A 26220-nucleotide genomic window follows, 5' to 3' on the forward strand; every position below is an offset into this window, starting at 1 on the left:
GGCTACTTGACCGGAATGGCGGTATCGCCCGGCACCGGCACGGCCGTCACGCTGTTCTGCGGGCTGCCGCTGACGATGCGGTCGGAATACGTCAGGTAGACCAGCGTATTGCGCTTGCGGTCGATGGCACGGATCACGTGCAGGGTCTTGAACAGGATCGACATGCGCTCCGAGAACACGTCGTCCTGCTGGCGCAGCGGCCCCTTGAACGAGATCGGCCCTACCTGACGGCATGCAATCGACGCCTCGGGCGGATCTTCCGCCATGCCCAGTGTGCCCTTGATGCCACCCGTGCGGGCGCGTGACACGTAGCAGGTCACGCCCTGCACCATCGGGTCGTCATACGCTTCGATGACCACCTTGTCCGAGCCGGTCATGCGGAAATTGGTATTGACGCTGCCAATTTCCTCGGCCATCGCATGGGCGCCGGCCACCGCAAGGCAGGCACCGGCAAGCAGGGAATGAACGCGGGCCATGGCCGGATCAGCTCCCGCTCACCTTGATGGCGTCGTGGCGCTTTTCCATTTCCTGGCGCAGTGCGCGGCGCTGCTGGGCCGCCGCAAAGCGCTGGCGCTCGACCTCGTCGCGCGGCTCCAGCGGTGGCACCTCGGCCGGCGCGCCATTGTCGTCGACAGCCACCATGGTGAAATAGCAGCTGTTGGTGTGGCGCACCAGCTTGCTGCGGATATTCTCGGTCACCACCTTGATGCCGATTTCCATGGAGCTGCGTCCGGTGAAATTCACCGAGGACAGGAAGGTCACCAGCTCACCGACGTGGATGGGCTGGCGGAACACCACCTGGTCCACCGACAGCGTGACCACGTACCGGCCGGCATAGCGGCTGGCGCAGGCATAGGCCACCATGTCCAGGTACTTGAGGATGGTGCCGCCGTGCACGTTGCCGGAGAAATTGGCCATGTCCGGCGTCATCAGCACGGTCATGGAAAGCTGGTGGGACTGGTCGTTCATGATGATGGTGCAGATTGCGGGGGCCGAGGCGCGGCAGTGTAACCCGTAAACCGGCGCTCGGGGGGCCCCGGAGCGGGCGCGGCACGGGTAGCCGCCCGATATGGCCGGAGCGCCACGCGCGCGGCATCGGGCCACCACGCCGCCAACAAAAAAAGCGGCCCGACAGGCCGCTCTCTCGCTACTCCGGACGCAGACAGCTTACTTCTTCTTGTTCACGGCGTCCTTGAAACCCTGTCCAGCAGAAAACTTGACGGTCTTCGCTGCCGGAATCTTGATCGTTTCCCCCGTGCGCGGGTTGCGGCCCGTGCGGGCGGCGCGCTTGCCCGAGCTGAAGCTGCCAAAACCCACCAGCGTTACCGAATCACCCTTGGCCACTGCCTTCTTGATACTGTCCAGCGCTGCGTTGAGCGCACGCTCGGCTGCGGCGTTGCTCAGTTCTGCTTCCGCGGCGATGGCCGATACCAGTTCACCTTTATTCATGGCTGATTTCCCTTGTTGGTCGTCGTCACCGATGTATCTGCCAGCAGGCATTGCATCGATCGGCGCAGTCTAATCTGCCCTTCGCGCCTTGGGCAATCCCCAGTGGCACCAATGCAACGAAAAAACCCGGAAATCCTTGCTTGAGGCCGGATAGCGGGAGATTTTGCCCTCTGTTCCGGCCGTTTTGCCTGCGTGATTTCTGCCGGGAGCGCAAGTGGACAGCGCCCGCCTGTCGCCCGGTCACGACAGCATGGCCGGGCCGCACCCGCGATTCACCGCTATGGTGCAATGCACCGTCACGGTTCATGACAACCCATTCCGGCTGCATCATTGTGGCGCGCGCCGGCCGTTCCGCTCGGTTCGAAATATCTGGCTGCACCACGCCGCCGCCTGAAATTGCGCCCGCCTGGTGGCAATCCGGTGCGAATCCCACCACGGCGGTGCAATCGGCACCAGCATGCAGCCAGTTCTGGAATGGTTTTTGCATACCCATGCTCCCATTTTGAGCATGAGGAACCTATGGACAATTGGAAGACTGGCACCGACGCCATGTTCATCCTGCTTGGCGCAATCATGGTGCTGGCCATGCACGCCGGCTTCGCCTTCCTGGAACTGGGCACGGTGCGCAAGAAGAACCAGGTCAATGCGCTGGTGAAGATCCTGGTGGACTTCGCGGTTTCCACCATTGCCTATTTCTTTATTGGCTATACCGTTGCCTACGGCGTGCAATTCATGGCCGGCGCCGATACGCTGGCACAAAAGAGCGGCTACGAACTGGTCAAGTTCTTTTTCCTGGCGACCTTTGCCGCGGCCATTCCCGCGATTATCTCGGGCGGCATTGCCGAACGCTCGCGTTTCAATCCGCAGCTGCTCGCGACCTTTGTCCTGGTTGGCTTTGTCTATCCGTTCTTCGAAGGCATTGCCTGGAATCATCGTTTCGGCATCCAGGACTGGATCACCAGCGTGACCGGCGCCCCGTTCCACGATTTCGCCGGTTCGGTCGTGGTCCACGCGGTAGGCGGCTGGATTGCCCTGCCCGCGGTACTGCTGCTCGGCGCACGCCGGGGCCGTTACCAGAAGGATGGCCGCATCAGCGCGCATCCGCCGTCGAATATCCCGTTCCTGGCACTGGGTGCATGGGTGCTGGCGGTGGGCTGGTTCGGCTTCAATGTCATGAGCGCGCAGACCGTGGACAAGATCAGCGGCCTGGTCGCCATCAATTCGCTGATGGCCATGGCCGGTGGCACGCTGGCCGCCTGGTGGGCCGGCCGCAACGACCCGGGCTTCGCCTACAACGGCCCGCTGGCAGGCCTGGTCGCCGTCTGCGCCGGGTCCGACCTGATGCATCCGCTCGGCGCGCTGATCACCGGCGCCGTGGCCGGCGTGCTGTTTGTCCACCTGTTCACGCTCGCGCAGAACAAATGGCACATCGACGATGTACTCGGTGTGTGGCCGCTGCACGGGCTTTGCGGCGCCTGGGGCGGCATTGCGGCCGGCATCTTCGGCACGCACGCGCTGGGCGGCATCGGCGGTGTTTCGCTGGGCGCGCAGCTGATCGGCACCCTGCTCGGCATCGTGATCGCCCTGGCGGGCGGCACGCTCGTCTATGGCACGCTCAAGAAGCTGGTGGGCATCCGTCTCGATGCGGAAGCCGAGTTCAACGGCGCCGACCTGACCCTGCATCGCATCTCGGCCACGCCCGAGCGCGAAACCAACTGGTAAGTCCCCCGCAGGAACGCGCGCGCAGGCGCCGTTCCTGACAATTCTTTTCTTGAACTTCCCCGGACGGCATGGCAATAATTGCCGTGCCCGTCATCTTGCGCCGCGCCAGCGTGCAAGATTTGCCAGACAGTCTTCGCAGTTCTTCGTTGCGTGCCGGCCCAAAGCCGGCCAACAGACCAGGGGAATGCCGATGGATGCGTCAACGTTGGAGAAGTTGAAGGTCGTGGTGATTGCCTATGCCACGGAATTCGGGGTCAAGGTCCTCGCCGCGCTGGCCTTCTGGATCATCGGCCGCTGGCTGATCCATGTCGTGGTACGCATGGTCCAGGGCGCGCTGGGCAGGCAGCAGGTGGATCCGACCCTGCTGCGCTACGTCGGCTCGATCGTGACGGTTGCGCTGAACGTGGTCCTGGTGATCGGCATCCTCGGCTACTTCGGCATCCAGACCACGACCTTCGCGGCATTGATCGCTGCCGCCGGCGTGGCCATCGGCATGGCCTGGTCGGGCCTGATGGCCAACTTCGCGGCCGGCGCTTTCCTGGTCGTGCTGCGGCCTTTCAAGGTCGGAGATTTCGTGACCATCGGCGGGGTCACCGGCACGGTGCGCGAGATCGGCCTGTTCGCCACGACCCTCGACACGCCGGACAACATCCTGACGGTGATCGGCAATAACAAGATCTTCTCGGACACCATCCAGAATTTCAGCATCAACGCGTTCCGCCGCGTGGATCTGAAGGCCCAGCTTGCCGGCAGCACCGACGCGGCCGCCGCGGTGGCGTTGCTCAAGGAGCGTATCGGCGCGATTCCGAATGTCCTGGCCGATCCGCCGGTCGACGTCGAGATCCTCGAATTCACGCTGGTCGGGCCGGTCCTGGCGGTACGTCCGTACTGCCACAACGACCACTACTGGCAGGTCTATTTCGACAGCAATCGCATCATTCGCGAAAGCTTTGGCCAGGCGGGCTATGCCTCGCCCATGCCGGCGCAGATGGTGGTCGTGAAGAACGCCGCCGCCTGACGCTCAAGCCGCTGCAGCCGTCGACGGCCCTGCGCTTCCCCAGGCGCGCAACGCCACTGCCCCGACACCGCACACGGCCATCACCACGGCCAGCGGCATGGCCGTGCCGTCATGCCACAGGCTGACAGCGGCGCCGGCCACGGTGCCCAGTGAAAACTGCAGCGTCCCCATCAGCGCCGAGGCCGTGCCGGCGCGATGCCCCTGATGCGTCAGTGCCAGCGCCGACGCATTGGGCGTGATGCAACCCAGCGCACCGATAAAGACGAAGAAGCCGGCCAGCAGCACGGGCAGCACCAGCACGCCGGCCAGCGCCGCGGCCGCCAGCATCAGGCCCGCCGCGCATGGTGCGAGCACCGCGCGCCCGAGCACCTGGTCAAGCGTGCGCCCGTGCACCAGGCGTGAATTCAGTTGCGACATGGCGATCAGCCCGAGCGCATTGGCACCGAATACAAAACCATAGTGCGACGGGTCGATGCCGTGGAGCTCGATCAGCACGAACGGCGATCCCGCGATATAGGCGAACATGCCGGCCTGCCCGAACCCGGCCGCCAGCGAATAGCCCAGGAATTCGCGGTCGCGCAGCAGTTCGGCATAGTTTGCCGCCACCGCACCGGGATGCAGCTGCGCGGCGCGTTCACGCGGCAGGGACTCCTCCATGCGGAAGTGCACCAGCGCCAGGATCAGCACGCCCGCAAGCGTCAACAACCAGAAGATGGCACGCCAGCCCAGGGTACTCAGGATGGCGCCGCCGATGATCGGCGCCAGGATCGGCGCCAGCCCCATCACCAGCATCAGCGACGAGAATGCCCGGGCCGATTCATGGGCATCGAGCCGGTCGCGGATCACCGCGCGGGCCATCACCATGCCGGCACAGCCGCCCAGTGCCTGCAGGAAACGCCAGAGCATCAGCGACTCGACGCTGCGCGCCATGGCGCAGCCGGCCGCGGCCAGCGCATACAGGCCCAGGCCGACATACAACGGCGGCTTGCGCCCGAAACGGTCGCTGATCGGTCCGTAGAATGCCTGCCCGAGTGCCAGCCCCACCAGGAACGTGCCCAGCGTCAGCTGCACCTGCCCGATATCCACATGCAGGTCCGCGGACAGCGCCGGAAAGCTGGGCAGGTACATGTCGATCGACAGCGGCGCAATGGCCGTCAGCGAGGCGCAGATCAACAGCCAGGCGGGAAAGCGCGCAGCCTTCTGGCTGCTGGAGGATTGAGGCATCAGTGTCAGTTCCGGGGAGTCCTTGCCAGCGGCGGCAGCGCATGCCAGCCGGCCGCCAGACCGCGAATTGTTGCACAGCATGACAAATCTGGCTGGAATGACAAAGATCCAATGTTTGTGGCATCTGCCGCCAGGCTGCACCAGCGCAATGCCATGCCCCGCCAACGACGGGTTCGACAAATATCCTAATCTTGGCAGTATTGGTTTGACTGGCAGTTTCGCGGAGCTGCGCGTGTGTTAACGTGTGGCGCCGCTTTCACGCGAATGGGGGTGGAGGGTACAATGCGAGCCTGTCGGCCCTGTCTACGCGACAGACCGGCGGCCGCGCAGAGATGGGCGACAGGTTTGCCCCGGCAACGTTATCCTGCATGAGAATACGACACACGCCGCTCACCGCTACGCTAGGCACAGCCGCTCTCGCGGCTGCACTGCTGCTGCCTTGGCCGGCGCACTGCGCTCCGGCACAGCTGCGCACGCTGCCTGCCTCGGCACCGGCGCCGGCGCCCGTATTCGATGAAGCCGATGCACTGTCCCGCATGCTCAAGGGGGCGGCCACCGGACAGAATACCGGCGCGGCGGGCGTGCCTGAACTGCTGCGCAACACCAACCGGCCCGACAGCGTGCTGGCGCGCGCGTGCCGCCAGCTCAACGACGCGCTGCCGATCGAGATCGATGGGGAGACCCGCCTGCGGCGCTGCCAGTCGACACCGGGCAAACACGTGCTGTTCCAGCTCGAGCTGACCAACTACCGTGGGCCGATGCTTGATCTTGCAAGCTTCGAGGTCAAGTACGCGGCTCCGTTGCAGCGCAATATCTGCGCCAACCGCGACGTGGAAATCCTGACCAAGCTGGGCCTCAGCATGATGTTCCGCTACATGACACGGAACGACCGCGGCGAACGCCGCGTCGGCGACGTCTACATCAACGCGCCGATCTGCACCGCGGCCCTGCGCTAAGGACCGCTGCGCAAGTCATTGCGGAGCGCCGCGGTTGCGCGCCCCTGCCCCGTTCAGGCGACGCGCGGACGCAGCGGCAGCACGTTCGGCGCGCGCCGGACCAGCAGCCGGATATCCTTCCACCCGGCATCGGCCAGCGGCGATCCCCAGACGAGTTCATGCAGCTTTGACAGCGCGAACGGATCGCCCAGCAGGATATGCCGCTGCGACGCCGTCAGCGCGCGCGGGCCGCCCGTCAGTGCGTGTTGCACCAGTGCCGCGTGGCGCTCCTTCGCGGATTCCGGCTGCACGACACGGGCCGACGCCGTCGCGCACATCAGCGCGTTGGTCACCGGATCGACCACGGCATCCACGAAGTCGGGCGTCTCGGCCACTTGCTCCACGTGTTGCTGCGTTTCGACGATTTCCCGCGGCGGCATGGCTTCCTCGGGAATCAGGAACAGACCGGCCTCGCGCGATGCGCGGCCGAACGATACCCGCGACAACATGACCGACAACGGGATCGACAATGCCAGTGATCCCACGATCGGCAACAGCCACAGCACGAACGACGGATTCAGCCAGTACACCAGCGCGCCCCACGCGAGGCCCAGCAAGGTGTGCGAACCATGCCGGCGCAGCGCTTCGCCCCAGGTCGTCTCGGCGTCTTCGCGCGGGGGCGATTTCCAGGAGATCCCCCAGCCGCTGTAGGCCGCCACCACGAACTTGGTGTGGAACAGCATCCGGGTCGGCGCCAGCAAGGCGGACAGCACGACCTCGATCAGCATGCTCAGCACCAGGCGCGGCAAGCCGCCATACTGGCGCGCCTGGCGCACCAGCAGCAGCACGCTGGCCACCTTGGGCAGGAACAGCAGCGTGGCGGTGGCCGAGAACAGCGCCAGGGCCTTTTGCGGATGCCATTCGGGCCAGGTCGGGAACAACTGGTAAGGCTGCGTGAAATACTCGGGCGGCACCAGCGCATGGCGGGCCAGCATCGCCGTCGACAACAGCAGGAACAGGAACCACAGCGGTGCCGACAGGTAGGCCATGATCCCGGTCAGGAACACGGCACGGTGCACCACGTGAAAGCCCTGCTTCAGCCACAGCCGGAAATTCATCAGGTTGCCCTGGCACCAGCGGCGGTCGCGCTTGACCTCGTCGAGCAGGTTCGGTGGCAGCTCTTCGTACGAGCCCGGCAGGTCATACGCAATCCACACGCCCCAGCCCGCGCGGCGCATCAGTGCGGCCTCGACAAAGTCGTGCGACAGGATCTCGCCCGACAGCGGCCCGCGGCCGGGCAGCGGCGCCAGCGCGCAGTGTTCCATGAAGGGCTTGACGCGGATGATCGCGTTGTGGCCCCAGTAGTGCGACTCGCCCAGTTGCCAGTAATGCAGGCCCGCCGTGAACAGCGGACCGTACACGCGCGTGGCGAATTGCTGCACGCGCGCATAGAGGGTTTCGCGCCCCACGGCCAGCGGCGCGGTCTGGATGATGCCCGCACCCGGATTCGCCTCCATGAGGCGCACCAGCGTGGCCAGGCAATCGCCGCTCATCACGCTGTCGGCGTCGAGCACCACCATATAGCGGTACTTGCTGCCCCAGCGGCGGCAGAAATCGGCCACGTTGCCGGTCTTGCGCTTGACCCGGTGACGGCGCCAGCGATAGAAGATCCGCCCGAAGCCGCCAACCGCGCGGCACACTTCCATCCATGCGTCGACCTCCGCCGTGCGCAGGTCCGGGTTGCCGCTGTCGGACAGGACGATGAAATCGAAATTGGCAAGATGGCCCGTGCGCTCGAGCGATTCGTAGGTCGCGCGCAGGCCGGCGAAGACACGGGTCACGTCCTCATTGCAGATCGGCATGATGACTGCCGTGCGCGCATCGGGCGCAAGCGGTGCATCGGGCGCGGCGGAGCGCGAGATCAGGTGCCGGTCGCCGCCTTTGGCCAGCACCAGGAAGCCCATCATGGCGGTCCAGAAGCCGGCCGACACCCACGAGAACAGCACCGCGAACAGGACCAGGATCGCGATCTCGAGCGGATCGGCGCCATGGTACGGCAGCACCCTGGTCATGAAGTACGTGGCCAGCACCGTCTGTGCGATCACCAGCCCCAGCAGGAACCAGCGCCGATGCGAGCCGGCGGGATGCCACTTGCCTTCGGCATCGGGACCATCGTGCAGGGTGTCCCAGGTTTCGGGGATCTGCGGGCGGCCCAGCATGCGGCGCCAGGTATTGCGCAGCCAGCCGGTGACGATATGCGGCGGCCACTGGCGCGGCACCATCGAGCTGCGTTCCGGCTCGGGTCCGGTGTCGACGTGGACAGTGCCATCGGCTCTGCGCTTGAGCAAGGGTTCGCCGGCGGCTTGCGGATTGCCATAGGCCAGCGAGAAACGCCGCGCGACCGAGGCGTAGGTCGGACCGCCCGGCGCAGGCGGTTCATCCCTGGCCGGTTCGCGCGCCGACAGCCTGGACTGCAGTTGCTCGATCGCAGCCTGGGCGTCGCGCGGATCGATGGCGATTCCGCCGGTAGCGGGCGCAGGCGGATCGGCCAGCAGTTCCGTGCGCAATTCAGAGGATACGGGCAGGCGGTCGACATAGCGCTCGCATGCCGCCGCCTGGGCCGGTCGCTGCTTTAGCCTGGGGGTAAGATGTAGCTCCACGTCTCGGATAAGGTTGTATTGCCGTTGCGAAGATAGCCGCGCAACTCAACCGGCTTGTTGACATCCTTGCGGCGCATCATCATGGTCATGCGCCAGCCGCCGGTGGCGTCATTGCGCTGCACCGACGTCTTGATCAGTTCGGCATTGGCATCGGCCGAGACCACCGGGTCGATGCGCACATCGGCCGGCAGCTTGCGGAAGGCCGGGCCTTCGAAATCCACCACCAGCGAGAAGCTAGTGTCGTCCTGCTTGCGCGTGAGGCCCTGCCCCAGGCGCGTCTGCGTGACCCACGACAGCGGCGGCATCTGCTCGCCATCCTTCTGCCACATCAGGCGGTATTCGTAGTCGAACGGCTGCCTGGGCTTGGGCGGGTTGTCGGGCACCCAGTACGCCACGATGTTGTCGTTGGTCTCGTCCGGCGTCGGGATCTGCACCAGCTCCACCCTGCCCGAGCCCCAGTTGCCGCGCGGCTCCACCCAGCCACTCGGCCGCCGTTCATACCACGCGCCGATTTCCTGGTAGTTGGCGAAGCTGCGGTCGCGCTGCATCAGCCCGAAGCCCTGCGGATTGGTAGCGGAAAACGACGTCACCAGCAGGCGCTTCGGATTGACCAGTGGCCGCCAGACCCATTCCCCGGTACCGAGATGGATCGAAAGCCCGTCGGAGTCATGCACTTCCGGGCGGAAGTCGGGCTGCGAAGGCGGCTGGTTCTCGCCGAACAGGTACATGCTGGTCAGCGGCGCCAGGCCAAGCTTGGTCACGTTCTCGCGCAGGAACAGGCGCGACTTGACCTCCATCGAGGTCTCTTCGCCTGGCTTGATGACAAAGCGATAGGCCCCGCTCACACGGCGCGAATCCATCAGCGCATAGATCGTCAGTTGCTTGTCCGATGCGGAGGGCCGCTCGATCCAGTATTCGACGAAGCGAGGAAACTCCTCGCCCGAATTGAGCGCGGTGTCCACGGCCAGTCCGCGCGCGGACAGCCCGTACCACTGGTCCTTGCCGAGCGCGCGGAAGTAGCTCGCGCCGAGGAACGAAGCCAGTTCATCCTTGCGCTTGCCCGGGTTGAGCGGATACAGCACGCGGAAACCGGCGAAGCCCAGGCCCTTGAGCCGCGCGGCGTCGACCTTGTGCGGACCATAGTTGAACGCGGCCGGATCGAAACGGAATTCGCGCACGCTGCCGCTGACCACCTCGTGGATGCGCACGGGCTGGTCGAAGACCATGCCCTCGTGGAAGAACGACAGCTCGAACGGCAGGCGCGCATTGCGCCAGGCAAACCGGTCCGGCTTGTACTCGATCTCGCGGTACTGCTCGTAGGACAGTTCGCGCAGTTCACTCGGCAGGTTCTGCTGTGCTGCCTTGTAGGGAGAGGCCGCCAGCTGGCGCGCCCGCGCCGCAACCGTATCGAAATCGAAGGCATGCGCCGCCACGGCAAGCAAGGCGAGCGCGCCGCCACCCAGCCACCGCGCCATCCGCGCACCCGCGCCGGCCGAGGTCCCGCGACAGCGGGCAAGGCCGGAAGGCCGTGCTGGCAATGGTTCGGACAGGCTTAGCGTGGCGTTTGATGACATGAATGCCCAGATTGGAAGCGTGGACGGTGCAACCGGCTCTTGCGGCCGGAATGGCGGACGACCTGGGGGACGGCTCAGGGATCCACCAAGCAAGAGACAGACCTGACACGACAGTCACGGCCGGCCCGGGGCGCGAAAAAACCGAGCCAGCCGGCTCGGTCTCGCTTGGGTGCGAAGTGCAATAAACCTTAACAATTCGAGACGCAAAAGTCACGTTTCGATCACGCAAGGTTTGCAACAAAATGAAACCCCTGCCACGGGAACGGCGCATCGCGCCGGCACCGCGGACGTCCGCGTCACACCGCGCGGACAGCGGCAACTGCCGCGCGGCGTTTGATCCGGCCAGCTACGAAGCGCTACTGCTTCGCGCCGTCGGTGTAGGTGTCGAACTTGCCGCTCTTGGCGCCGTCGGTATAGGTATCGAATTTGCCGGTCTTGGCGCCGTCCGTGTACGGGTCAGACTTGCCAACCCGGTTTGCGCCTTCGATTGGCTGGAGTTGGTCGGTACGCGCGCCGGGGGCCAGCGATGTCATGCTGTCAGACTTCGCGCCTTCGGTATAGACATCGAATTTGCCGGTCTTGGCGCCGTCGGTATAGGTGTCGAACTTGCCAGCCTTGGCGCCGTCCGTGTACGGATCGAACTTTCCGCTCTTGGCGGCCGGCGACTGGGCATGCACGACGCCAAACGCGGCGGCGAGGGCCAGGCCGAGGGTAAGGTGGCGCAGCTTCATGGGGACTCCTCTCGCGGTGATTGCGCGTTGTGCCACGCTGCCTGCCGAGGCGGATGGCGTCGCGGCAGGCATCAGTGGCAACAATCAACGCTAGGCCAGTGAAAATCGCCTGTCAACCACGCCACCGCACAAGCGGCGCGAGAGGCGCCGCCAGCGGTCATTGCCGCGATAGTTGGGCTTACAATGCACTGGCCCGCGCGACGGCACGCCGCGCCAACGAACAGAAAAAGGAACCACCATGCTGTCTCGGCAAGCCCGACGCCTCCCCACCGTTGCCCTGGCCAGCGCACTGGGCGCCACGCTGATGTTCGCCGTGACGGCCCCCGCCCGGGCGTACTTCGACAACTACCTGTCCGGCACCATCATCGGCAAGATGAACAATGATGAGGCGACATCGTTCGCCAAGTCCGTCCGCAAGGCCTTGAACGACACTGCGGACGGTCAGTCGATTGACTGGGAGTTTCCCGCCACCGGCAAGCGCCTGGCGCTGGCCGGCACGCTGACCCCGGTCACGAGCAAGACCGACCAGGGCCAATCGTGCCGCCGACTCAAGACCGATCTCAAGCGCGGCACCGCCGAAGAGCACTGGAGCGGCTGGTTCTGCAAGCAGAAGGACGGCAAGTGGAAGTCACGCCAGGTCGCTGAATAACCGCGACCGGCCCTTAGGGTCTGTCCCCTAGTGGCACAGCCGGCGCATCAGCTCCGAGGCCACCGACCCGGAGGCAGCGGGCTGGAACCGTGAAGATTGCGAGCGGATCGTGTAGAGCGCCTCGCCGCGGGCGAAGCGTTTGCTGTAGAGCGTCTGCTCCACCACGGCCACCATCGACGATGCGCAGTTGAGCACCATGCGCTTGAGCGAGGACCGGATCGGTTCGCCGTTCGTGGTACGGATCACCCCGCTCGGCGCGTTGCGCATCACCACCACGCCGACCTCCGGCCCGGCACGCTTGACGGCGGCCTGGTCGAAGTACGAGATCACGCCGTTGGCGCCCATCAGCGCGAGCCAGCGCTGCGGGTCTGGAGCCGCCCCTTCCGGCGCGGCGACAACGGTACAGCCTTCGCGTGGCGTGGAGCGGAAGACCGTGTCTCCCGATGGCTGCTGGCATTGGTACAGGCCGGCGGCAGCGGCGGGACGGCTATCGTAGCCGGCCCCGGCCTGAGCGTGGGCCGCCATGCCCAGAGCGCAGCCTAACAACAAGGCGGCGCTTCGAAAAACGCGGAAAAACATTGCATCGCCCTCGAATTGACGGGAAAAAACGATCCGCATTGTCGCATATGCCGCCGCGCTTGCCGACCCGTGCGGCGCAAGGCCCACCGCCGATCAGCCGTGTATTTCGCGCCAGGCGACCAGGTCGGCGATGGTCAGTACGGGCAGCCGGTACATTTCGGCGAAGGCCAGCGCCTCGGGACGGCGCGCCATGGTGCCGTCGGGATTCATCAGTTCGCACAGCACCGCGGCCGGAGACAGGCCGGCCATCCGGGCCAGTTCGACTGAGCCTTCGGTATGCCCGCGCCGCACCAGGACACCGCCATCCACCGCGACCAGCGGAAACACGTGGCCCGGGCTGACCACCGCATCGAGCCCGGCATCGTCGGCAATCGCCGCGCGAATGGTCGTGATGCGGTCCGCCGCGCTCACGCCGGTGGTGACGCCCTCGCGCGCCTCGATCGACACGGTGAACGCCGTTCCGTACTGGCTGCGGTTGTTTTCCACCATGGGGCGCAAGCCAAGCTCGCGCACCTTGGCAGCCGTCAGGCACAGGCAGACGATGCCGCTGCATTCGCGGATCATCATCGCCATATTGGATGGCGTGAGGCACTCGGCGGCCAGAATGAGATCGGCCTCATTCTCCCGGTCGTCGTCATCGAGCAGCACAACCGGGCGCCCGTCGCGCATGGCGTCGAGCGCCTGCGCAATGCGCACGGCCAATGGGCGCTCGTCGGCGTCGGCCGCAAGCGTGACGGAATCGGATTCGTTGGAAAGGTTTGGCATGAAACGCTCCTTGCTAGCTGATCAGTGGGCGTTTCAGGGGAGGATCAACGGAAGCGCGCCGGCAAACACAGCAGGCGCGTGGCATGACGGCACGAGTCCGTGCGCGGACGCATGCGTCCGGCCGCGGCAAGCGTGACCATCGATGCCCTGCGCCCGAGGCGGCCAGGCAGGCTTCCGCCCATCTTCTTTCATCCGGACTATGACCGTCGGCCCTGGCTTCGCACCAGGTCTGCTGACCCTGCACGCAAGGTGCAGGCGCTCGCGGGCTCGCCGCATCGTACGGGATGTACGCTGCGACATACCGCCGGTGGGGACTTTCACCCCGCCCTGAAGACGTAACGGTGCCGGCATTCTGCGCCGTGCCTCGATAGCAAGGCGCGACAAGTGCCGGCCGGCCGATGGTAGCACGACTGTTCTTTTTTCTTCGGCGTGCAATGTGGTCCGCCGTGTACTACAACTTAGCTTAGGTGTGATGAAAAAGGGACTGTGCGCATCACCGCCCGGTCCCGGACGCGCCACGCGGCACGGTCCGGGTCTCCCGACAATAACGAGCCAACCTATGCGACCGCTGCCTGATGCCCGGCCCGGCTGTTCCGCTACTGCCTCCCCGCACCGCGGGTTTTCCGGAGCGCGCTGCTTCCGCAAGGCGGCACTGATCGCGGTCCTCTCTGGCGCAGCCCTCGGAAGCAATCCCGCGCAGGCAGCTCCGCCCATACCTGCCGTTCAACTTGGCTATGGGTTCGACCCCAACCACGATGTCCAGAAGATCGAAGCCGCCTTCCTGTGGGACTCCGGCTTTGCCTGGGGCAACCCGCAGGGTCTGCTCGTCGACCTGCTCTGGGAAGTAAATGTTGCACGCTGGCATAGCACCAGCAGCAACAACCCCCGCAACCCGTGGGAGTTCGGCTTCTCGCCGGTGGCCAGGGTGGCCTGGAAGCGCTACAGCTGGGTGCCGTTCCTGGAGCTGTCGCTTGGCGTGCGCCTTTTGACCGAGACCCGAACCTCGGACGATCACGTTTACTCCACCGCCTTCCAGTTCTCGGAATACGCGGGCGTCGGCGTGGCGTTCGGCAAGGCGCAGCAGTTCGCGGTCGGCTACCGCTACCAGCACATCTCGAATGCCGGGATCAAGGAACCGAACCCGGGCACGGGCTTCAGCACGGTGTACCTGCGTTATCGCTTCTGAGGGCGCGGAGGTGAATCTTGCGCCAGCGTCTCGAACACCTCGCGCGTGGCCTCGTCGGCCGGGAAAAAGCACTCGATGCGCATTTCCTGCAGCGTGATGTCCTGCGGAATGCCGAGCGTGGTGATCGTGGAAAACAGCGAAGCGCGGAACGTTCCGGCACGCAGCGTGACCGGCAGCACCGGCGGCGGCGGACCATCAGCCGCTTCATCATCAGGCAGCAGCGCACCGCCGGGACCCACCATGTCCGGATGCCAGGCCGCGATGCGCGCGAAGATTTCGCGCGCGGCCTGGTCGTTCGCCTGGACCTGGAGTTCCTGCCAGACACGCCGCAGCAGGTAGCGGCCGACCTGCCGGGCGTTCTCGATCACCGGCCACAAGCCATGCGGATCGAACACGGTCAGCATCAGGTTGATGCGCCCACCACCCTCTTCCAGCGCCTCGGGTGCGCGGCCGGCGAGCAGCCTGTCGAGCATGCGGCGATAAGCGGGGTTGGCGTCGACAAGGTTCCAGAAACGGTCGAGCACCACCGCCGGGAACGGCTCCTGCTTGGCAAGAATGAGCGAAATGGCCTGCTGGACCATCTGCAGCGGCGGAGAGACCAGAGCGTGCTCGCTATACCCGGGAGCGAAGCCGCCCGCCAGCAGCATGCGGTTGCGCTGGCGCAGCGGCACGCCGAGGCGTTCAGCCAGCGCCAGCACCATCTCGCGGCTGGGCCTGGAGCGGCCGGACTCAAGGAAGCTGATGTGGCGCTGCGACACCCCGGCTGCAAGCGAAAGCGCAAGCTGGCTATAGCCACGCCTGCCGCGCCAGTATCGCAGCAGGCCGGGAAAGTCGAGGGCTGTCTCGGAGCCGGGTGTGAGGGTTTCCATGTGACGTATTACAGCATGAGCGGCGCATGCTAGCGACTACCTTGGACGTAATGACGCTCATACACTGCAGTGGCGATATGCGCCCTGTCGCGCACACCGCGATAAGGTGTAACAGGCGAATGGTATGCTTGATCTTTTGATTCCCGCGCGCAAAGGGCGCTCACCCTGATGGAAATTGCCATACTGCTGGCGCTGATTCTGCTCAACGGTCTGTTCGCCATGTCTGAAATCGCGCTGGTCACCGCCCGCAAGGCGCGCCTGCAGCGCCAGATTGAAGAAGGCGACCGCGGAGCGATCGAGGCTGTCAAGCTTGGCGAAGACCCCACCCGCTTCCTGTCCACCGTCCAGATCGGCATTACGTCGATTGGCGTGCTCAACGGCGTGGTGGGCGAATCCACGCTGGCGCAACCGCTGGGCGTATGGCTGCAGGGGTTCGGGCTACCACAGCCCACGGCTGGCTATGTGGCGACGGCCATCGTCGTTGCCGGCCTGACCTATTTCTCGATCGTGCTGGGCGAACTGGTGCCCAAACGCCTGGGCCAGCTTGCCCCCGAAACCATTGCCCGGCTGGCGGCACGACCGATTGCCTGGCTCGCCGTGGCCAGCACCCCATTCGTCAAGCTGCTGTCCGGGTCGACGCGCCTGGTCCTGCGCGTGCTCGGCGTCAACACCAATCGCGGCTCGGGCGTGACCGAGGAAGAAATCCACGCGCTGCTGGTCGAAGGCTCGGAGGCCGGCGTCATCGAGCATCACGAGCACACCATGGTGCGCAATGTATTCCGCCTCGATGACCGCCAGCTGGCTTCGCTGATGGTGCCGCGCGGGGACGTGGTGTATCTGGACGTCGAAGTGCCGCTGGAAGAAAACCTCAAGCGCATCGAAGAATCGGACCATTCCCGCTTTCCGGTCGTGCGCGGCGGCATGCATGACATTGTCGGCGTGCTCAGCGCGCGCCAGTTGCTGGCCCGCCGCCTGCGCGGCGAGGAGGCCGACCTCATGGCCGCGGTGCAGCCGGCGGTGTTCGTGCCCGAGAGCGTGACGGGCATGGAACTGCTGGAGAACTTCCGCGGCTCCGGCGGCCAGATCGCGTTCGTGATCGACGAGTACGGCGAGGTGCTCGGCCTAGTCACGCTGCAGGACCTGATCGAAGCCATCACCGGCGAATTCAAGCCGGACAGCGTGGACGAGGAGTGGGCGATCCAGCGCGAAGACGGCTCCTGGCTGCTCGACGGCCTGATCCCCATCCCCGAGCTGAAGGACCGCATCGGCCTGCGCCAGGTCCCCGAGGAAGAGAAGGAGCGCTACCACACGCTCTCCGGCATGCTCCTGCTGCTGCTCGGCCGCCTGCCGCAAACCACGGACAGCGTCCAGTGGCAGGACTGGCGCTTCGAAATCATGGATATGGACGGCAAGCGCATCGACAAGGTGCTGGCCACGCGCGTGCCGCTGTCCGAAGGACCCGAAGAGGAAACCACCGGCTGACGCCGGCCCCGACCGGTTCCTCCGGCGGTCAAGGCCGGCGTGGCGGGCGCCGGCCAGATCCCCCCACTTTGATTCCGTGCGTGCCCCTCGCGCCCTCCCTGCCGTATCATCGAAGCTGCGCCACACAGGACGCCGCGCTACTGGCGGCACGGCAACGTGCCATCCTGGTGGCAGAACTCGAAAACAACCGCAGAACGGTAAGCGTGGACAGTGGCCGGCCTCTTGCCGCCGCTGCGCGCAAAATAGATCGCATGCACCAAGACGACGCCGACGACCGCGCCGGTCAACGTGCCGGAAATGCGTACGACATGGTCCAGCCCGCCGCATTCGTGGCTGCGCTGGGGGATTGCCGCGCGTCTTCCGGCGGCGCGCAGCTGGTCATTCTTGTCATTCGACTGGATCGCTTTGCCAGCGCATGCGAATCCCTGGGACCCAAAGGGGCGGCGCGACTGCGCCAGCTCGTGCAGGCGCGCCTGACGCGCTGGTTGCACCCGCAAGCCCGCATGTACTGGCAGGGGCCGGCCGACCTGGCGGTCGTCACCCCGCTGCCGGCGACAACGCCGGACCCGGTCCGGCTGGGACAGCGCATGGCCGATGAACTGGCCCGCCCTTTCACGCTGGACGGCCCCGAGCTGTTCCTGTCCTGCAGCGTCGGCGTGTCCCTCGATCATCCCGACGTCGCCGCCGAGCGCAGCCTGCAGCATGCATTCGACGCCATGCTTCGCATCTGCCGCCAGGGAGGCGACGGGCTGGCCAGCGCCATGTGGGCCGGTCCGCCCGCGGCGGACCAGATGATCACGGCCTTGCCGCTCGCGCTGGAACGCGGCGAACTCAGCCTGCACCTGCAGCCCCGCGCCGACTTCGAAGGCGCACGGATCAGCGGCTACTCGGTCCGGCTGCGATGGCGCCATCCCGCCCTTGGCAGGGTCGCGCCGCAGGACTTCCTGCCGGCACTGGAAAGCCTCGGGCTGATGGGACCGGTGGGCAACTGGCTGCTTCGCAGCCTGGCACCGCTGGCACACGCGGCGGCCGATATTGGCCCGCTGCAGTTCACCTTGCTGGCCTCCAGTGCGCAATTGCATCAGCTGGACATGGTCGACGCGCTCACGCGTACGCTCGATACCGGGGCCATCGCACCGCAACGGCTTTGCATCGAAGTGCCCTCCACCAACCTGCCCGACGACGCCGAACTGATTGCCCGGTTCGAAGCGTTGCGCCGGCGCGGCCTGCAACTGTCGCTCAGCGACTTCAACGAGCGCCCCGAAAGCCTTGAAACCTTTGGCCGGCTGCGGCCCGACCGTGTCACGCTGGACGTGCGCAGCCTCGGCCACGCCCACCAGCCCGCCCATGCGGCGGCCGGCTTGCGGACGGCCTGCGCCGTGGCACGCAAGGCAGGCGCCATGGTCTGCGCCAAGGGCGTGGAAACGCGCAAGCAGCTGGAACAGGTGCACGGCTGGGGCTGCCACAGCGTCCAGGGCTACCTGCTCGCCCAGCCGTTTCCGGCCACCTGGCTGGCACAGACGCACTGGGCGATCCAGCAGCGTGCCCGGGAACTGCTCGGGCCCGCGGCGTGATGCCACTGCGGCGGGGACAAGGCCTGCTCGGCACGATTTACAAATTGCGACACATCACATGTGATGCCGGACGCCGCTGACGGGTAAAATCTGCCGCGAAATGTCCATGACCTCAAAGGAGCCCGGCGTGAAGAAAGGTTGGATCTGGTGCGTACTGTTCGCGACCTTGCTGGCTGGCTGCAATACCATGGCCGGACTCGGCCAGGATATCCAGCGCGGCGGCCAGAAACTGGAAGGCGCGGCAGACCGCCACAAGTAAGTGGCAAGCCCCCTTTGCAGGGGCTCGGCGCATCCAAGGCAACGGCACGCAATGCGTGCCGTTTTGCTTTCCATGCGGATGGGCGATGACGTCCGATGACTGTCAGTTCCGCCGCAGCGACACGGCCTCTTCGGCCAGCTTGCGGATGCGGCCCCAGTCGCCGGCCGCGACAGCGTCCTTGGGCACTACCCAGGAACCGCCCACGCACACCACGTTCGGCAAGGCGAGATAGCTCGGCGCCAGCGCCGCGTCAATGCCGCCGGTCGGACAGAAACGCAGCTGCGACAGCGGTCCGTACAGCGACTTGAGCATCGGCACGCCGCCCGCGGCCTGTGCCGGGAAGAACTTCAGGAAGGTGAAGCCGGCCTCGAGCGCGGCCATCGCCTCGCTGGCCGTGGCCACGCCCGGCAGCAGCGGGATGCCGGCATCCTGCGCCCCGGCCGCCAGCGCGGGCGTCAGGCCCGGCGACACGGCAAACTGCGCGCCGGCATCGCGCACGGCATGGAGCTGCGCCACGGTCAGTACCGTGCCGGCGCCTACGCATGCGCCCGGAATCTTCGCGGCCACGGCGCGCATGGCGTCCATCGCCACCGGTGTGCGCAGCGTGATCTCCAGCAGCGGCAGGCCGCCGGCGACCAACGCTTCGCTGACATGCAGCGCCTCGTCGACGGAGCCGAACTCCAGTACGGGAATGACCGGCACATTGGCCAGTCGCGCGAGCAGCGGGGAAGGTTGAACTTGCATGGCAGTCTGGATGGTTGCGGACAAGAGGTAGATCAGTAGATCAATCGATCAGGCGATCACGGACACCGACTGCGCCAGCCTGGCGAGCACGGTGTCCGCGGAAGGAATCGGCGCCACGGCGCCATAGCCCGTGGTGGACAGCGCTGCGGCCACGTTCGCATAGCGCGCGGCTTCGAACGGATCGGCGCCTGCGGCGAGCCGCGCGATGAAGCTGCCGCCGAAGCAGTCGCCGGCACCCGTGGCATCGACCGGCTGGACCGCAAACGGCTGCACCAGCGTGCGCGATTCGGTCGTGGCCACGTAGGCGCCCTCTTCGCCAAGCTTGAGCGCCACCAGGCCAACGCCGCAGCCGAGCAGGTAATCGACGACGGCGTCGCGGTCATCGAGCCCCGTCAGGACGGTAATGTCGTCCCAGCTCGGCAGGCACACTTCCGTGAAGGAAAACGCCTCGCGCATGATGGCGCGCGCCCGCGCCAGCGACCACAGGCGCAGCCGCAGGTTGGTATCGAGCGACACCTTCACGCCAGCCTTGCGCGCATGCTCCATCGCGGCCAGGCCCGCATCGCAGGCGCTCGTGCTGATGGCCAGGCTGATGCCTGACAAATGCAGGAACTTGGCCTGCGCGATCGCGGCCAGCGGCAGCTGTTCGTGATGGTAGCGGGCCGCGGCCGAACCTTCGCGCAGGTAGTCGAAGCGGTGGCCATGGCTGTCATGGCTGACGAAATACACGCCGGTCGGCGCGACCGGATCCACGCGGACGTGGCGCGTATCCACACGCTCGTGTGTCCACAGCGCCATCAGGCGTTCGCCGAAGGCGTCGGCACCCACCGCAGTGATGTAGCCGGTGGTCGCGCCCTGCCTTGCGGCCGCGATGCAGAAGTTCGAAGTGTCGCCGCCAAAGCCCTGCAGGTAGCGGGTCGGATCGTCGGGCTGCTGGTTGAACTCCACCAGCGGCTCGCCATAGGCCAGGATATCGATGCTCATGTCGCGCTCGTCTCAGAAGAAGGTCTGGACAATGTCGATGACGCGCATGTCGCCGTTCAGCACGGGAATATGCCGCCACTTGTCGAAGGTCAGGCACGGGTGCGAGATGTCGAAGGCGATCATGTCGCCGACCCGCACATCGTCGCCCGCGCGGATCTGCAGGTATGCGTGCTGGTCCATCATGCCCGTGACTTCCCAGTGCGCGGGCACGGCCACCGGAGCGGCGCTGCCGGGGCGGTAGATCACCGCCGGAATCGGCATGCCGGCGTCGAACGCCGCGTCGCGCTTGCCCATGCCGATGATGGCCCGGCCGGGCTCGGGCACGGATTGCACATAAGCCCACAGTTGCAGCGCCGGCAGCAGGCCCTCACGCATCTTCTGCGCCACCGGGTTGCTCGCCAGGATGCGCTCCTGCGCGGCCTTGTAGATGCCCACGTCGTGGGTCAGGTAGCAGCCCGGGCGCAGCACCACCTCGATCGGGGTGCCGATATCGGTGCGGGCGAACTCCTCGGCCACCACGTCGTACCAGGCCGAGCCGGCCCCCGACATCACCACCGGGCTGCGGCCAAAGCGGCCCTGCTGCGCAATCTCGCGGGTGACCGCCACGGTGCGCTGCAGGAAGCGCCGGATGTCGGCCTCTTCCTTGAGCACGCCTTCATAGATCTCCACGCCCGCCAGCGACAGCGCGTCCGGCCAGCGCGCCAGCGCCGCCAGCACGTCGGCCTGCTGCGCGGCGTCGCGCACGCCGGTGCGCCCGCCCTCCACGCCCAGCTCCAGCAGCACCTGCAGCGTCTGGCCGCGCTCGCGGAAGTACGCGCCGAGTTGGTCCACCAGGTCGGCGGAATCGACCAGCGAGAAGAACTCGAAGCCAGGATCGCGCAACAGGTCGGCAATGATTTCCATGTTGCGGCGGCCCACCAGCTGGTTGGCCATCAGCACCCGGCGCACGCCGTGGGCATAGGCCGCCGCGGTCTGGTGCGCCGTCGCCAGCGTAATGCCCCAGGCGCCCGCGCCAAGCTGGCGCGCAAACAGCTTGGGCGCCATGGTCGTCTTGCCATGGGGTGCAAGCTGCACACCGTACTCATCCATGAAGCGGCGCATCCATTCCAGGTTGTGGGACAGGCGCTCCTCATAAAGCACCGCGGCCGGCAGGCTGAGCTCTTCGCGCAGCAGGCTCCAGCCGGTCTGGCCGGCGTCTTCGGGGGCAAGCGGGGCTTCCAGCCTGCCCAGCGCCTTGTTGAGCGGATCGATCGTGCCGGCTTGGTACTTTGTTTCACGCATGCCTGTCATCACCCTGAAAAAATCTGATTGACGTAATGATATCCCTGAAATTACGATATTTCATCCTTGTTATAAAGTAACACGCCGTTTCCGGATGGGCAGCCTGACTGGCGTCGGCGCCGCCTCGCACCCGGGCCGGCACTATCAGTTATAGCCCTTCGCCAGCCCCAGGACCTTCCCGAGCCATGACCGCGCCCTTCGACATCCTGACCCGCATCGCCGAGCGCGGCCCCGCGCTGCGCCTGGCCGAGCAGAAGGTGGCGCAAGTCGTTCTGGAGGACCTCGCGGGCGCGGCGGCCGCCAGCATCAATGAGCTGGCGCGCAAGGCCGGCGTGAGCGAAGCCAGCGTAACCCGCTTTGCCAAGGCGATCGGCTGCCGCGATGTGCGCGACCTCAAGCTGCGGCTGGCCCAGGCCACCGCGGTGGGCATGCGCTTCCTGCAGCCGGATGGCGCGTCAGTGCCGGACGACACCCCGGCCACCCTGGCCGACCGCATCCATGCCGACGTACTGAGCGCCCTCGAAGTCAACCGCAAGCTGATCGATGCCGAGCGCGTGGAGCAGGCCGCGCGCCTGTTGCTGGGCGCACGCATGGTCTACGCTTTTGGCATGGGCGGAGGCTCGTCCATCATGGCCGACGAGGCGCGCCACCGCCTGGCGCGGCTGGGGCAGCCCGTGGCCAGCTACCAGGACGCGCTGCTGCAGAAGATGGTGGCGGCAACGCTCAGCCGCGACGACGTGGTGCTCGCATTCTCGGCGAGCGGCAGCGTGCCGGAGATGCTGGCCAGTTGCGATATCGCGCGCGAATACGGCGCCACGCTGGTGGCCGTGACCGCGCTGGGGTCGCCGCTGGCCGCGCGCGCCGACGTGTTGCTGCCGGTGCGCACGCTCGAGACCGATTTCATCTTCAAGCCGTCGGCCTCGCGCTACGCGATGCTGCTGGTGCTGGACGTGCTGGCCACGCAGTGCGCGCTGCTGCAGCAGGACCAGAGCAAGGAACGGCTGCGCCGCCTGAAATACGTGCTCGACGCCCACCGCGGCCCCGGCGGCGAGCGCGGCCAAGATGCAGGCGCCGGCCCGGACGGCCGCCAGCCGCTGGGAGACTGACCCTATGCCACACCTGTTCGACACCCTGATCCGCTGCGTGATGCTGCTCGATGGCTCGGGCGCCGCGGCCCGCATGGCCGACGTGGCCCTGCGCGACGGCCTGATCGCGCGCATCGACGAATCCGGCGCCATCGACCCGGACGCCGCCGCCCACGTGGTCGAAGGCCACGGCCTGGTCCTGTCGCCAGGCTTTATCGACGTGCACACGCACGACGACACCAACGTGGTCCGCCAGCCCGAAATGACGCCGAAACTGTCGCAAGGCGTGACCACCGTGATCGTCGGTAACTGCGGCATCAGCGCGGCACCGGTCGTGCTGTCGGGCGATCCGCCCGACCCGATGAACCTGCTCGGGCATGCCGATGCCTTCTGCTACCCGGACTTCCGCTCGTATGTGGAAGCTGTCGAAGCCGCGCAGCCGGCCGTCAACGTCGCGGCGCTGGTCGGCCACACCGCGCTGCGCAGCAACCAGATGGACCAGCTGGACCGCGCCGCCACGCCTGCCGAGATTGCCGCCATGCGCGCGCAGCTTGAAGAGGCACTGCAGCATGGCGCGCTCGGCCTGTCCACCGGACTGGCCTATGCCAACGCCTTCTCGGCGCCCACGGAGGAAGTGCTGGCCCTGGCCGAACCGCTCGCCAATGCCGGCGCGCTCTACGCCACGCACCTGCGCAGCGAGTTTGCCGAGATCCTCGACGCGATGGACGAAGCGTTCCGCATCGGCCGCCATGCGCGCGTGCCCGTGGTGATCTCGCACCTGAAATGCGCCGGCGTGCCCAACTGGGGCCGCAGCACGGAAGTGCTCGACGCCGTCGACGCCGCGCAGCGCTGGCAGCCCGTGGGCTGCGACTGCTATCCCTATACCGCCAGTTCGTCGACGCTGGACCTGAAGCAGGTGACCAGCGACTTCGACATCATGGTGACCTGGTCCGAAGGCGCGCCGGAAATGGGCGGCCGCCTGCTGGCCGAGATCGCGGCCGAATGGCAGGTCGACCTGCACGAGGCCGCGCGCCGCCTGATGCCCGCCGGCGCCGTCTACCACTGCATGGAAGACGCCGACGTCGACCGCATCCTGAGCCACCCGGCCACCGTGGTGGGCTCCGACGGCCTGCCCAACGACCCGCTGCCGCATCCGCGCCTGTGGGGCGCGTTCCCGCGCGTGCTCGGCCACTATGCGCGCGACCGCGAGCTGTTCCCGCTCGCGGTGGCCGTCAACAAGATGACCGGCATGTCGGCCGAGCGCTTCGGCCTGGCCGGGCGCGGCTTCGTGCGCGAAGGCTACTGGGCCGACCTGGTGCTGTTCGACGCCGACACCATCCGCGACGCCGCCAGCTTTACCGATCCGATGCAACCGGCCGAAGGCATTGCCGCGGTCTGGGTCAACGGCGAGTTGTCCTGGCTGCAGCGCCAGCCCACCGGCTTGCGCGCCGGCCGCTTCCTGCCGCGCGGCCCCCGGCCGGCGGCCTGACTTCCCCCCCTTTTTCTGTTTCACCCGATTTCAGGAGTTTTCATGGATATCAAGCGATTCGGCGTAGAAGGCGGCACCGGCCAGGGCGGCCAGCACATGCCGTTTGCCCGTGCGGTGGCTGCCGACGGCTGGCTCTACGTTTCCGGCCAGGTGCCGATGATCAACGGCGAACTGGTCGACGGCAGCATCGTCGCGCAGACGCACCAGGCCATCAGGAACGTGCTGGCCATCCTGGCCGAGGCCGGCTACGGCCCCGAGCACGTGGTGCGCTGCGGCGTCTGGCTGGACGACGCGCGTGACTTCGCCTCGTTCAACAAGATCTTCAAGGAATACTTCGGCGCCAACCCGCCCGCCCGTGCCTGCGTGCAGTCCAGCATGGTGGTGGATTGCAAGGTCGAAGTGGACTGCATTGCGTACAAGAAGCCGACGGCGTGAGCCTGCCGCCGGCCTCGACTGACTGACTGTCTGCGCCCCTAACCCTCTCCCGCACACGGGAGAGGGGAGAAAACAACAAGCCGAACTATTGCCGCTACAAGCGGCCTTTTTTCCACAGAAGGAGACAACATGGGTGCCGTCACCGGAACCACACTGTTGGTGTATGCGCTGATCGCCGTGATCGCCCTCGTGGTGCTCATCGCACGCTTCAAGCTCAACCCGTTCATCACCCTGGTCGTCGTCTCGGTCCTGCTCGGCTTTGCCGTGGGCATGCCGATGGGCGACATCATCAAGTCCTTCGAAGCCGGCGTTGGCGGCACCCTCGGCCATATCGCGCTGGTGATCGGCCTGGGCACCATGCTCGGCAAGATGATGGCCGAGTCCGGCGGCGCCGAGCGCATCGCGCGCACGCTGATCGATTTCTTCGGCGAGAAGAACGTGCACTGGGCGATGGTCACCATCGCCTTTATCGTCGGCCTGCCGGTCTTCTTCGAAGTCGGCTTCGTGCTGCTGATCCCGATTGCCTTCAACGTGGCCAAGCGCACCGGCACGTCGATGGTGCTGGTCGGCATCCCGATGGTGGCCGGCCTGTCCGTCGTGCACGGCCTGATCCCGCCGCACCCGGCCGCGCTGCTGGCCGTGACGGCATACGGCGCGGATATCGGCAAGACCATCATGTACGCGCTGATCGTGGGCGTCCCGACCGCGGCCATTGCCGGCCCGCTGTTCGCCAAGCTGATGGACCGCTACGTAAAGCTTCCCGACATCAACCCGCTGGCCGTGCAGTTCACCGAGGAAGACGAAGGCGTCAAGGCCTCGCACCAGTTGCCCGGCTTCGGCATTACGGTGTTCACCATCCTGCTGCCCGTGATCCTGATGCTGATCGGCAGCTGGGCCGACCTGTTCACCACGCCCAAGACCTTCGCCAACGACTTCCTCAAGCTGATCGGCAACTCGGTGATGGCGCTGCTGATCGCCGCGCTGGTGAGCTTCTACACCTTCGGCAAGGCACGCGGCTTTAATCGCGAGTCGATCCTCAAGTTCACCAACGAGTGCGTGGCGCCCACGGCCATCATCACGCTGGTGGTTGGCGCCGGTGGTGGCTTCGGCCGCATCCTGCGCGACTCGGGCGTGTCCAATGCCATCGTCGACGTGGCCACCAACGCCCACGTTTCGGTGCTGCTGCTGGGCTGGCTGGTGGCCGTGATGATCCGGATCGCCACCGGCTCCGCCACCGTGGCCATGACCACGGCCGCCGGCATCGTCGCCCCGATCGCCGCCAGCGTGCCGGGCACCCGCCCGGAACTGCTGGTGCTGACCACCGGCGCCGGCTCGCTGATCCTGTCGCACGTGAACGACGGCGGCTTCTGGCTGGTCAAGGAGTACTTCAACATGACCGTGACCCAGACCTTCAAGACCTGGTCGGTCTGCGAAACCCTGATCTCGGTCATCGCCCTGCTGCTGACGCTGGCACTCGCCACCGTCGTCTGACCGCCCGGGCCGGGCCAGGGCACCCGTGTCAATCG

The 26220-nt window shown here is 66.4% G+C and carries 26 protein-coding genes and 1 riboswitch; of the genes, 12 read left to right on the top strand and 14 right to left on the bottom strand.

The genetic code is table 11. The features are described from left to right. Window positions 1–2 precede the first annotated feature (2 nt). The 4 genes from KHO22_RS07270 to KHO22_RS07285 form a co-directional block, all read right to left on the bottom strand. Entirely contained in the window at window positions 3–476 is a 474-nt protein-coding gene (locus KHO22_RS07270) for a CreA family protein (protein ID WP_211946426.1), read from the bottom strand. Between the two features lie 7 nt (window positions 477–483). Then, complete coding sequence (locus tag KHO22_RS07275) at window positions 484–969, bottom strand: acyl-CoA thioesterase (protein WP_211946427.1); 486 nt, start codon at window positions 967–969, stop codon at window positions 484–486. 198 nt (window positions 970–1167) lie between these two features. Further along, the gene (locus KHO22_RS07280; protein ID WP_008651272.1) at window positions 1168–1449 is read right to left on the bottom strand and encodes an HU family DNA-binding protein; all 282 of its coding nucleotides are present in this window, start codon (window positions 1447–1449) and stop codon (window positions 1168–1170) included. A gap of 25 nt (window positions 1450–1474) precedes the next feature. Then, complete coding sequence (locus KHO22_RS07285; RefSeq protein ID WP_211946428.1) at window positions 1475–1936, bottom strand: hypothetical protein; 462 nt, start codon at window positions 1934–1936, stop codon at window positions 1475–1477. A 32-nt stretch (window positions 1937–1968) separates the two neighbouring features. Between KHO22_RS07285 and KHO22_RS07290 the strand changes: the two genes are divergently transcribed. Continuing rightward, window positions 1969–3171 carry an ammonium transporter gene (locus tag KHO22_RS07290; protein WP_211946429.1) on the top strand — a complete coding sequence of 401 codons (1203 nt, stop codon included), beginning with the start codon at window positions 1969–1971 and terminating at the stop codon, window positions 3169–3171. Between the two features lie 190 nt (window positions 3172–3361). Beyond that, on the top strand, window positions 3362–4189 hold the full coding sequence (locus tag KHO22_RS07295; protein WP_211946430.1) for a mechanosensitive ion channel family protein: 828 nt from the start codon (window positions 3362–3364) through the stop codon (window positions 4187–4189). A gap of 3 nt (window positions 4190–4192) precedes the next feature. Here the strand turns inward: KHO22_RS07295 and KHO22_RS07300 are convergent, their stop codons facing one another. Continuing rightward, complete coding sequence (locus tag KHO22_RS07300) at window positions 4193–5413, bottom strand: Bcr/CflA family multidrug efflux MFS transporter (RefSeq protein ID WP_211946431.1); 1221 nt, start codon at window positions 5411–5413, stop codon at window positions 4193–4195. A 368-nt stretch (window positions 5414–5781) separates the two neighbouring features. Here KHO22_RS07300 and KHO22_RS07305 point away from each other — a divergent pair, with 368 nt between their 5' ends. Then, complete coding sequence (locus tag KHO22_RS07305; protein WP_211946432.1) at window positions 5782–6369, top strand: hypothetical protein; 588 nt, start codon at window positions 5782–5784, stop codon at window positions 6367–6369. A gap of 53 nt (window positions 6370–6422) precedes the next feature. Here KHO22_RS07305 and mdoH read toward each other — a convergent pair whose 3' ends face one another. The 3 genes from mdoH to KHO22_RS07320 form a co-directional block, all read right to left on the bottom strand. Beyond that, on the bottom strand, window positions 6423–9008 hold the full coding sequence (gene mdoH / locus KHO22_RS07310) for a glucans biosynthesis glucosyltransferase MdoH (RefSeq protein ID WP_211946433.1): 2586 nt from the start codon (window positions 9006–9008) through the stop codon (window positions 6423–6425). Continuing rightward, a complete protein-coding gene (locus KHO22_RS07315) occupies window positions 8981–10582 on the bottom strand; it encodes a glucan biosynthesis protein G (RefSeq protein ID WP_275950836.1) in 1602 nt (533 codons plus the stop codon). The genes mdoH and KHO22_RS07315 overlap by 28 nt, the downstream gene beginning before the upstream one ends. A gap of 356 nt (window positions 10583–10938) precedes the next feature. Beyond that, the gene (locus KHO22_RS07320; RefSeq protein ID WP_211946435.1) at window positions 10939–11313 is read right to left on the bottom strand and encodes a hypothetical protein; all 375 of its coding nucleotides are present in this window, start codon (window positions 11311–11313) and stop codon (window positions 10939–10941) included. Window positions 11314–11551: 238 nt separating this feature from the next. On the opposite strand from KHO22_RS07320, the gene KHO22_RS07325 reads away from it, so the two are divergent. Then, window positions 11552–11962 (top strand): RT0821/Lpp0805 family surface protein, encoded by a 411-nt coding sequence (locus KHO22_RS07325; RefSeq protein WP_211946436.1) that lies wholly within the window; start codon window positions 11552–11554, stop codon window positions 11960–11962. Between the two features lie 27 nt (window positions 11963–11989). Here the strand turns inward: KHO22_RS07325 and KHO22_RS07330 are convergent, their stop codons facing one another. Next, a complete protein-coding gene (locus KHO22_RS07330) occupies window positions 11990–12541 on the bottom strand; it encodes a surface-adhesin E family protein (protein ID WP_211946572.1) in 552 nt (183 codons plus the stop codon). 93 nt (window positions 12542–12634) lie between these two features. Then, the gene (ribB, locus tag KHO22_RS07335; RefSeq protein ID WP_211946437.1) at window positions 12635–13306 is read right to left on the bottom strand and encodes a 3,4-dihydroxy-2-butanone-4-phosphate synthase; all 672 of its coding nucleotides are present in this window, start codon (window positions 13304–13306) and stop codon (window positions 12635–12637) included. A 176-nt stretch (window positions 13307–13482) separates the two neighbouring features. Continuing rightward, window positions 13483–13645, bottom strand: a riboswitch (FMN riboswitch). A gap of 220 nt (window positions 13646–13865) precedes the next feature. On the opposite strand from ribB, the gene KHO22_RS07340 reads away from it, so the two are divergent. Beyond that, window positions 13866–14492, top strand: coding sequence for an acyloxyacyl hydrolase (locus KHO22_RS07340; protein WP_211946438.1), 627 nt, complete (start codon window positions 13866–13868; stop codon window positions 14490–14492). Here the strand turns inward: KHO22_RS07340 and KHO22_RS07345 are convergent. Further along, on the bottom strand, window positions 14480–15361 hold the full coding sequence (locus tag KHO22_RS07345) for a helix-turn-helix domain-containing protein (protein ID WP_211946439.1): 882 nt from the start codon (window positions 15359–15361) through the stop codon (window positions 14480–14482). The two genes, KHO22_RS07340 and KHO22_RS07345, sit on opposite strands and share 13 nt — an antisense overlap. 168 nt (window positions 15362–15529) lie before the next feature. On the opposite strand from KHO22_RS07345, the gene KHO22_RS07350 reads away from it, so the two are divergent. From KHO22_RS07350 to KHO22_RS07360, 3 genes are all read left to right on the top strand, one after another. Beyond that, a complete protein-coding gene (locus KHO22_RS07350; protein ID WP_211946440.1) occupies window positions 15530–16843 on the top strand; it encodes a hemolysin family protein in 1314 nt (437 codons plus the stop codon). A gap of 251 nt (window positions 16844–17094) precedes the next feature. Next, window positions 17095–18417: a bifunctional diguanylate cyclase/phosphodiesterase gene (locus KHO22_RS07355; protein ID WP_211946441.1), complete on the top strand. Its 1323-nt coding sequence runs from the start codon at window positions 17095–17097 to the stop codon at window positions 18415–18417. A gap of 127 nt (window positions 18418–18544) precedes the next feature. Next, entirely contained in the window at window positions 18545–18676 is a 132-nt protein-coding gene (locus KHO22_RS07360) for an entericidin A/B family lipoprotein (RefSeq protein ID WP_041680161.1), read from the top strand. A 102-nt stretch (window positions 18677–18778) separates the two neighbouring features. On the opposite strand, the gene KHO22_RS07365 is transcribed toward KHO22_RS07360, so the two are convergent. Genes KHO22_RS07365 through KHO22_RS07375 form a run of 3 tightly spaced genes read right to left on the bottom strand, consistent with a single transcriptional unit; the run spans window position 18779 to window position 21685 of the window. Further along, window positions 18779–19420 (bottom strand): bifunctional 4-hydroxy-2-oxoglutarate aldolase/2-dehydro-3-deoxy-phosphogluconate aldolase, encoded by a 642-nt coding sequence (locus KHO22_RS07365; RefSeq protein WP_211946443.1) that lies wholly within the window; start codon window positions 19418–19420, stop codon window positions 18779–18781. Between the two features lie 48 nt (window positions 19421–19468). Continuing rightward, complete coding sequence (locus KHO22_RS07370) at window positions 19469–20404, bottom strand: sugar kinase (protein WP_211946444.1); 936 nt, start codon at window positions 20402–20404, stop codon at window positions 19469–19471. 12 nt (window positions 20405–20416) lie between these two features. Further along, window positions 20417–21685, bottom strand: coding sequence for an amino acid deaminase (locus KHO22_RS07375; RefSeq protein WP_211946445.1), 1269 nt, complete (start codon window positions 21683–21685; stop codon window positions 20417–20419). A 185-nt stretch (window positions 21686–21870) separates the two neighbouring features. Here KHO22_RS07375 and KHO22_RS07380 point away from each other — a divergent pair, with 185 nt between their 5' ends. From KHO22_RS07380 to KHO22_RS07395, 4 genes are all read left to right on the top strand, one after another. Then, on the top strand, window positions 21871–22791 hold the full coding sequence (locus tag KHO22_RS07380) for a MurR/RpiR family transcriptional regulator (RefSeq protein WP_211946446.1): 921 nt from the start codon (window positions 21871–21873) through the stop codon (window positions 22789–22791). A gap of 4 nt (window positions 22792–22795) precedes the next feature. Then, window positions 22796–24259, top strand: a complete 1464-nt coding sequence (locus KHO22_RS07385) for an N-acyl-D-amino-acid deacylase family protein (protein ID WP_211946447.1) — start codon at window positions 22796–22798, stop codon at window positions 24257–24259. Window positions 24260–24301: 42 nt separating this feature from the next. Further along, complete coding sequence (locus KHO22_RS07390; RefSeq protein ID WP_211946448.1) at window positions 24302–24694, top strand: RidA family protein; 393 nt, start codon at window positions 24302–24304, stop codon at window positions 24692–24694. Window positions 24695–24823: 129 nt separating this feature from the next. Further along, on the top strand, window positions 24824–26185 hold the full coding sequence (locus KHO22_RS07395; RefSeq protein ID WP_211946449.1) for a GntP family permease: 1362 nt from the start codon (window positions 24824–24826) through the stop codon (window positions 26183–26185). Window positions 26186–26220 lie beyond the last annotated feature (35 nt).

Source organism: Cupriavidus yeoncheonensis (assembly GCF_905397275.1).
Taxonomy (GTDB): domain Bacteria; phylum Pseudomonadota; class Gammaproteobacteria; order Burkholderiales; family Burkholderiaceae; genus Cupriavidus; species Cupriavidus yeoncheonensis.

Excerpts from the sequence above, each read along its gene's own strand:
- KHO22_RS07270 (WP_211946426.1), bottom strand. The coding sequence starts at position 476 with ATGGCCCGCGTTCATTCCCTGCTTGCCGGTGCCTGCCTTGCGGTGGCC.
- KHO22_RS07355 (WP_211946441.1), top strand. The coding sequence starts at position 17,095 with ATGCACCAAGACGACGCCGACGACCGCGCCGGTCAACGTGCCGGAAAT.
- KHO22_RS07285 (WP_211946428.1), bottom strand. The coding sequence starts at position 1,936 with ATGCAAAAACCATTCCAGAACTGGCTGCATGCTGGTGCCGATTGCACC.
- KHO22_RS07300 (WP_211946431.1), bottom strand. The coding sequence starts at position 5,413 with ATGCCTCAATCCTCCAGCAGCCAGAAGGCTGCGCGCTTTCCCGCCTGG.
- KHO22_RS07370 (WP_211946444.1), bottom strand. The coding sequence starts at position 20,404 with ATGAGCATCGATATCCTGGCCTATGGCGAGCCGCTGGTGGAGTTCAAC.
- KHO22_RS07280 (WP_008651272.1), bottom strand. The coding sequence starts at position 1,449 with ATGAATAAAGGTGAACTGGTATCGGCCATCGCCGCGGAAGCAGAACTG.
- KHO22_RS07320 (WP_211946435.1), bottom strand. The coding sequence starts at position 11,313 with ATGAAGCTGCGCCACCTTACCCTCGGCCTGGCCCTCGCCGCCGCGTTT.
- KHO22_RS07290 (WP_211946429.1), top strand. The coding sequence starts at position 1,969 with ATGGACAATTGGAAGACTGGCACCGACGCCATGTTCATCCTGCTTGGC.
- KHO22_RS07275 (WP_211946427.1), bottom strand. The coding sequence starts at position 969 with ATGAACGACCAGTCCCACCAGCTTTCCATGACCGTGCTGATGACGCCG.
- KHO22_RS07330 (WP_211946572.1), bottom strand. The coding sequence starts at position 12,541 with ATGTTTTTCCGCGTTTTTCGAAGCGCCGCCTTGTTGTTAGGCTGCGCT.
- KHO22_RS07375 (WP_211946445.1), bottom strand. The coding sequence starts at position 21,685 with ATGCGTGAAACAAAGTACCAAGCCGGCACGATCGATCCGCTCAACAAG.
- KHO22_RS07385 (WP_211946447.1), top strand. The coding sequence starts at position 22,796 with ATGCCACACCTGTTCGACACCCTGATCCGCTGCGTGATGCTGCTCGAT.
- KHO22_RS07395 (WP_211946449.1), top strand. The coding sequence starts at position 24,824 with ATGGGTGCCGTCACCGGAACCACACTGTTGGTGTATGCGCTGATCGCC.
- KHO22_RS07345 (WP_211946439.1), bottom strand. The coding sequence starts at position 15,361 with ATGGAAACCCTCACACCCGGCTCCGAGACAGCCCTCGACTTTCCCGGC.
- KHO22_RS07325 (WP_211946436.1), top strand. The coding sequence starts at position 11,552 with ATGCTGTCTCGGCAAGCCCGACGCCTCCCCACCGTTGCCCTGGCCAGC.
- KHO22_RS07350 (WP_211946440.1), top strand. The coding sequence starts at position 15,530 with ATGGAAATTGCCATACTGCTGGCGCTGATTCTGCTCAACGGTCTGTTC.
- KHO22_RS07365 (WP_211946443.1), bottom strand. The coding sequence starts at position 19,420 with ATGCAAGTTCAACCTTCCCCGCTGCTCGCGCGACTGGCCAATGTGCCG.
- KHO22_RS07380 (WP_211946446.1), top strand. The coding sequence starts at position 21,871 with ATGACCGCGCCCTTCGACATCCTGACCCGCATCGCCGAGCGCGGCCCC.
- KHO22_RS07315 (WP_275950836.1), bottom strand. The coding sequence starts at position 10,582 with ATGTCATCAAACGCCACGCTAAGCCTGTCCGAACCATTGCCAGCACGG.
- KHO22_RS07340 (WP_211946438.1), top strand. The coding sequence starts at position 13,866 with ATGCGACCGCTGCCTGATGCCCGGCCCGGCTGTTCCGCTACTGCCTCC.
- KHO22_RS07390 (WP_211946448.1), top strand. The coding sequence starts at position 24,302 with ATGGATATCAAGCGATTCGGCGTAGAAGGCGGCACCGGCCAGGGCGGC.
- ribB (WP_211946437.1), bottom strand. The coding sequence starts at position 13,306 with ATGCCAAACCTTTCCAACGAATCCGATTCCGTCACGCTTGCGGCCGAC.
- KHO22_RS07295 (WP_211946430.1), top strand. The coding sequence starts at position 3,362 with ATGGATGCGTCAACGTTGGAGAAGTTGAAGGTCGTGGTGATTGCCTAT.
- KHO22_RS07305 (WP_211946432.1), top strand. The coding sequence starts at position 5,782 with ATGAGAATACGACACACGCCGCTCACCGCTACGCTAGGCACAGCCGCT.